Annotated in this window: 6 protein-coding genes; all 6 read left to right on the top strand. The window is 65.2% G+C overall.

Annotated features, from left to right (window positions below):
- Positions 1 to 967: tyrosine-type recombinase/integrase (locus ACOADB_RS14210; protein ID WP_378599730.1), on the top strand; the 967-nt coding region annotated here is incomplete at its 5' end.
- Positions 964 to 1,563 (top strand): hypothetical protein, encoded by a 600-nt coding sequence (locus tag ACOADB_RS14205; protein ID WP_378599728.1) that lies wholly within the window; start codon positions 964 to 966, stop codon positions 1,561 to 1,563. The genes ACOADB_RS14210 and ACOADB_RS14205, both read left to right, overlap by 4 nt.
- Positions 1,564 to 1,669: 106 nt before the next feature.
- Complete coding sequence (locus tag ACOADB_RS14200; RefSeq protein WP_378599725.1) at positions 1,670 to 1,876, top strand: helix-turn-helix domain-containing protein; 207 nt, start codon at positions 1,670 to 1,672, stop codon at positions 1,874 to 1,876.
- Positions 1,877 to 2,369: 493 nt separating this feature from the next.
- Positions 2,370 to 2,642, top strand: coding sequence for a hypothetical protein (locus tag ACOADB_RS14195; protein ID WP_378599722.1), 273 nt, complete (start codon positions 2,370 to 2,372; stop codon positions 2,640 to 2,642).
- Positions 2,639 to 2,941, top strand: coding sequence for a hypothetical protein (locus tag ACOADB_RS14190; protein ID WP_378599720.1), 303 nt, complete (start codon positions 2,639 to 2,641; stop codon positions 2,939 to 2,941). The genes ACOADB_RS14195 and ACOADB_RS14190 overlap by 4 nt, the downstream gene beginning before the upstream one ends.
- Positions 2,938 to 4,038 carry an AAA family ATPase gene (locus tag ACOADB_RS14185; protein WP_378599718.1) on the top strand — a complete coding sequence of 367 codons (1,101 nt, stop codon included), beginning with the start codon at positions 2,938 to 2,940 and terminating at the stop codon, positions 4,036 to 4,038. The genes ACOADB_RS14190 and ACOADB_RS14185 overlap by 4 nt, the downstream gene beginning before the upstream one ends.
- The last annotated feature ends 10 nt before the right edge of the window (positions 4,039 to 4,048 follow it).

The following is a 4,048-nucleotide window of genomic DNA, read 5'->3' as shown; positions in this document are numbered from 1 at the left end:
CCGCGGCAAGCCCCTGGCTGATCGGACTCGGGACCACTACCTCGATCTGCTCGAGCGGTTCATCTTGCCGAGGTTCGGAGACACTCCGCTGCCCAAGATCACCCCCGAGGCTGTCGCGGTCTGGTTCGACACTGTCGCTCCCGAGACGCCGACCTACAGGGCGCACGCCTACGGCCTTCTCCGCTCGATCATGGCGACGGCGGCCGACCCGACGAAGAACAACGGTCGCCCGCTCGTGCCGTTCAACCCATGCGGGATCGTTGGGGGAGGTTCGGCCGGTCGTGCCACCAGGACGGATCCGGCGACGGCCGAGGAAGTTGCCACGATCGTTGGCGCGATGCCCGAGCGGCATCGGCTCATGGTGCTGCTTGCCGACGGCTGCGGGCTCCGATATGGCGAGCTCGCTGAGTTGCGCAGGTCGGACGTGAAGATGCCGGCTAAGAACGCGAAGCCAGGTACGACGGCGATCCTGAAGGTGCGCAGGGGAGTGGTCCGCTCGAAGTCCGCTGGCGTCGTCGCCAAGGCGCCGAAGTCCGAGGCTGGGCGGCGAGACGTTCCCGTGCCGCCCCACCTCCTGCCGGCGTTGCGTGAGCACCAGCTCAAGCACACCGCGCCCGGCGCCGACGGTCTCCTGTTCCCGGGCCGCACCGGCGAGCACCTGGCGCCCTCGGCGTTCTATGGGCGTGCGAGCAAGGAGCTTCGTGGCAAGGACCCCACGAAGGGATGGGGCTGGTACGAGGCGCGTCAGGTCGCTGGCAGACCTGACCTCCGCTTCCATGACCTACGCCATGGAGCGCTGACCGAGGCAGCCCGGAATGGCGCGACCCTGGCCGAACTGATGGCCCTCGGCGGACACTCGACGAGCCAGGCGGCGATGCGGTACCAGGCCGCGGCCTCGAGCCGGCTCGAGGATCTGGCGCGCAAGAGATCCGAGGCAGCCGGCTGGACGGCGGAGGTGGGGGAATGAACTCATCCAACTGGGACTACAAGGTGCCAAGGCTCGCAGGATCGGGCTTCAAGAGCAACGTCGTTACCGATCTTGATCACCCGACGATCGGCGTCTATTGCGAAGGAATCGAGGGGGCTCGGCACGACCTGTTTCTGGTCGGATCGTTCTCGGTATCCGGCGCAGTGTTGGAGCAGAATGGAACGGTGCACTGGGGCTGGAACGCCAGCTATGTCACGGGCGATGGCTACGTCATCTACCTGCGTCGACAGGCTGGCGCTCACGCGCCCACCTACTTGGTTGACGACCAGGTTTGGGATGCGGACGCTGAGCGCAAGAAGTTGCTGGCGCTAGGTGACGATCTCTTTGGCAAGGCACACGCGGACCAGAGCGCTCGTATGGATCACGCGAACGAGGTCATGCGGTCAATGCCGAACCTTCTCTGTCGCGCTCACATCACTCACGGCAAGCGGTGCAGGATGAAGACAGACGCCCGCAACGAGCGTGTGCAAGACGTCCTGACCTGGCTCTGGCAGCAGGGATTCAGGGAGGTGTCGCTCGAGTCGATCGGTCTCGCCTACAGGAGTGTGGCATCCCACATCCCGGCCGACGAATGAAGTAGAGTCCTAGTTAGTCCATCTGTGCCACTGATTTGTGTGGCCATGTGACTTCAGCCCCTCCAACGCGGGATCGCTTTCACGCGCCCCAAGGAGGGGTCCCCGCATGGCGAAGAACGCCACGACACTCGCTCGCCGGTTGGTGAGTATCCAGCAAGCCGCTGACTACGCAGCGGTCAATCCCAAAACGATTCGGCGGCGAATCGCCGCGGGCGACCTGACGGGCTACCGGTTTGGCAGCCGGCTTCTGAGAGTCGACCTCAACGAGCTCGACGAACTGCTCCGTCCCATCCCGTCCGCGAAGGCCGGGTGACCGTCGATGAGTTCAATCAACCACAGAGGGCGCCCCGCCCTCGGAACGCCCTCGCAGATGTTGATCGCCACCAACGTCTCCATTGTAAGCCCGGTCGACGGTCATATCCGGTGTACGCGCTGCGGTGCTGCGCTGTCCGCTGGCGAGTCGATTCGGCTCGAGCTCGGTCCGGTCTGCCGGCGCTTGATCGCTGATCTCGGGGCGGTGGCCTGATGACGGCGTCCACGAAGCCACTGCGGATCATCGGCCGCGACGGGAAGTCGTATCCGCCTCGCTGGCTTCCGAGCAAGGATCGCGACTGGATGCATGGGCGCTGTCACTGGCTCAAGCACGTTGAGCACCTGTCAATCCGCCAGATTCGTGATCACCTGCTCTACAACCACCGCATCCAGCGGTCTGCCGGGTCGATCTCGTCGTACCTGTCGGAGCCCTGCACTGCGTGTTCAGGTGGCCAAGATGGAACACCTGAGCACTCGGTAGTCGGCGGTGACCGATGATCACCGGATCGATCTACGTCCGCATGCCTGACGACAACACACTCGTGCAGGACTTTGACGGCGCCGCCCTGGCGATTCTGGACCAGTGCCCCGACGGCGTCCGCGTGGTCGTCGACATTCATCGTCGCGAGTACTTCACATCGAGCGTCCCAACGCTTCTGCATCGCCACGGCGAGCGGCTGCACATCGAGATCACCGGCGTCGACCGCGAGGTTGTTACACGGGTGATTCGTGCGGGCCGTGCTGGCTCCTGGGGCGTGGTCGCATGAGTACGCGCAACAGGGTCACGGTCACTCTTGACGGCCGCGTTGCTGTCGTCCGTGGGTGGCGAGCTGCTGACCTCATCAAGGAGGCCGGCGGCAAGGCGATCTATGCCGGCTCGGCGGGCGGGTGGATGGTCGACCGACACCGCGTCAGCGACCTGCTGGCATACCTCGAGCAGCGCAACATTGCGGCGACCGTGTCCCGTCACGACGAATCGACCTACCTGCCGCGGAAAGGCGCAGATGCGCCTTTCGTTCCCGATGTCGTCGACGCCGAGATTGTCGAGGACGGTGGTCTCTGGTGAGCGCCGGCGGATTCGGGCAGGACTATCCCGACGTCGACGTGCCACCACCCGACCATCTGGCGGTCATCGAGCCGGTGTTCCGGCGATCGTGGAAGCCGGTCGACCTCAGCGCCGTGTTGGAAGGCTCATGGCGAGCCGCTGAGCCGACCGTGGGCCGCCGATCGGACGGAGTCGGGCTCTTCTACCCCGGCAAGGTCCACACGGTCTCCAGCGAGTCCGAGGGCGGCAAGACGTGGCTGATCCTGGCCGCTGTGCTCGAGGAGCTCCGCGCCGGTAACTCGGTGGTCTACGTCGACTTCGAGGACGACGAGGGCGGGATCGTCGGTCGGCTCCTGACACTGCAGGCCGATCGCCTCGACCTCGCCTCGCGGTTCCACTACGTCAGGCCGATGGATCCGCTCGGTGGCGGTGTCCACCTCGATGATCTCGATGCGTTGATGCGCGACGTTGGCCCGACGCTCGGTGTCGTCGATGGGGTCACCGAAGCGATGACACTGCATGGCCTCGACACCAACTCCAACTCCGATGCTGCGAAGTTCGGTCGGATGCTGCCGCGCCGGCTCGCGGCTGCTGGGGCCGCGAGCGTCAGCCTGGACCACGTCACCAAGTCGACCGAGGGTCGCGGCCGGTACAGCCTGGGCGCGGTCCACAAACTCAACGCCCTCGACGGCGCGGCCTACGTACTGGAGAACCGGAACTCGTTCGGTGTCGGAATCACGGGCCGCTCGACGATCAGGATCGCGAAGGACAGGCCCGGTCAGTTGCGCCGGCACGCCCTGTCCTCGAGCGGTGGCCTGCACTGGTTCGGCGACATGATCCTGACGTCGCATGGCGAGAACTTCGCAGAGATCGAGATCGCTGCACCGATCGACCGGGCGCAGGTCGAGTTCCGCCCCACTCACCTGATGGGTGCGATCTGCGAGGCAATCGAGAAGGCCGGCAAGCCGCTGTCCAGCACGCAGATCGAAACCTTGGTCAAGGGCAAGGCAACCTCCATCCGTACCGCTCGATCGCACCTCGAGATCGAGGGCTACATCTCCGACAAGACCCCGTTCGCATTGCTGAAGCCGTGGGATGGGGGAGACGAAGATGCCTGACTTCCGTCCC

This window comes from Nocardioides sp. CPCC 206348 (assembly GCF_048654705.1).
Taxonomy (GTDB): Bacteria; Actinomycetota; Actinomycetes; order Propionibacteriales; family Nocardioidaceae; genus Nocardioides.
The sequence above is the reverse complement of the archived record's forward strand: the minus strand, read 5'-3'. Positions and strand labels throughout refer to the sequence as shown.

Excerpts from the sequence above, each read along its gene's own strand:
- ACOADB_RS14190 (WP_378599720.1), top strand. The coding sequence starts at position 2,639 with ATGAGTACGCGCAACAGGGTCACGGTCACTCTTGACGGCCGCGTTGCT.
- ACOADB_RS14195 (WP_378599722.1), top strand. The coding sequence starts at position 2,370 with ATGATCACCGGATCGATCTACGTCCGCATGCCTGACGACAACACACTC.
- ACOADB_RS14200 (WP_378599725.1), top strand. The coding sequence starts at position 1,670 with ATGGCGAAGAACGCCACGACACTCGCTCGCCGGTTGGTGAGTATCCAG.
- ACOADB_RS14205 (WP_378599728.1), top strand. The coding sequence starts at position 964 with ATGAACTCATCCAACTGGGACTACAAGGTGCCAAGGCTCGCAGGATCG.